This window comes from Cupriavidus sp. SIMBA_020 (assembly GCF_046535395.1).
In the GTDB taxonomy this organism is placed as follows: domain Bacteria; phylum Pseudomonadota; class Gammaproteobacteria; order Burkholderiales; family Burkholderiaceae; genus Cupriavidus; species Cupriavidus campinensis.
The window spans coordinates 1-261 of the sequence record NZ_JAWRWU010000890.1 but is presented as its reverse complement, the minus strand read 5'-3'; the positions used below and the strand labels follow the sequence as shown (position 1 = coordinate 261).

Annotated in this window: 1 protein-coding gene; it reads left to right on the top strand. The window is 67.8% G+C overall.

The features are described 5' to 3' along the window. A partial coding sequence (locus SB751_RS31985) for an RsiV family protein (protein ID WP_410749264.1) occupies nucleotides 1–261 on the top strand: 261 nt, incomplete at both ends.

Genomic DNA, 261 nt, shown 5'->3' with positions numbered 1-261 from the left:
CCCTGATCCCCGGCCGCCGCGGCGAGTACGTCGCCGCGCTGCAGCGCGCCCACGCCAAATGGCTGGCCGGCAACGCCGACGCCAAACGCGACCCGGCGGCCTACAACAAGATGTGGCCGTTCCAGGAAAGCGACAACTTCGCACTCACGCGCGATGGCATCGTGGTCAAGTACGACGCCTACTCCATCGCGCCCTACTCCCACGGCGAACCCGAGCTGAGCATTCCCTACGCCGACCTGCGCGGCATCCTCAAGCCGGAAC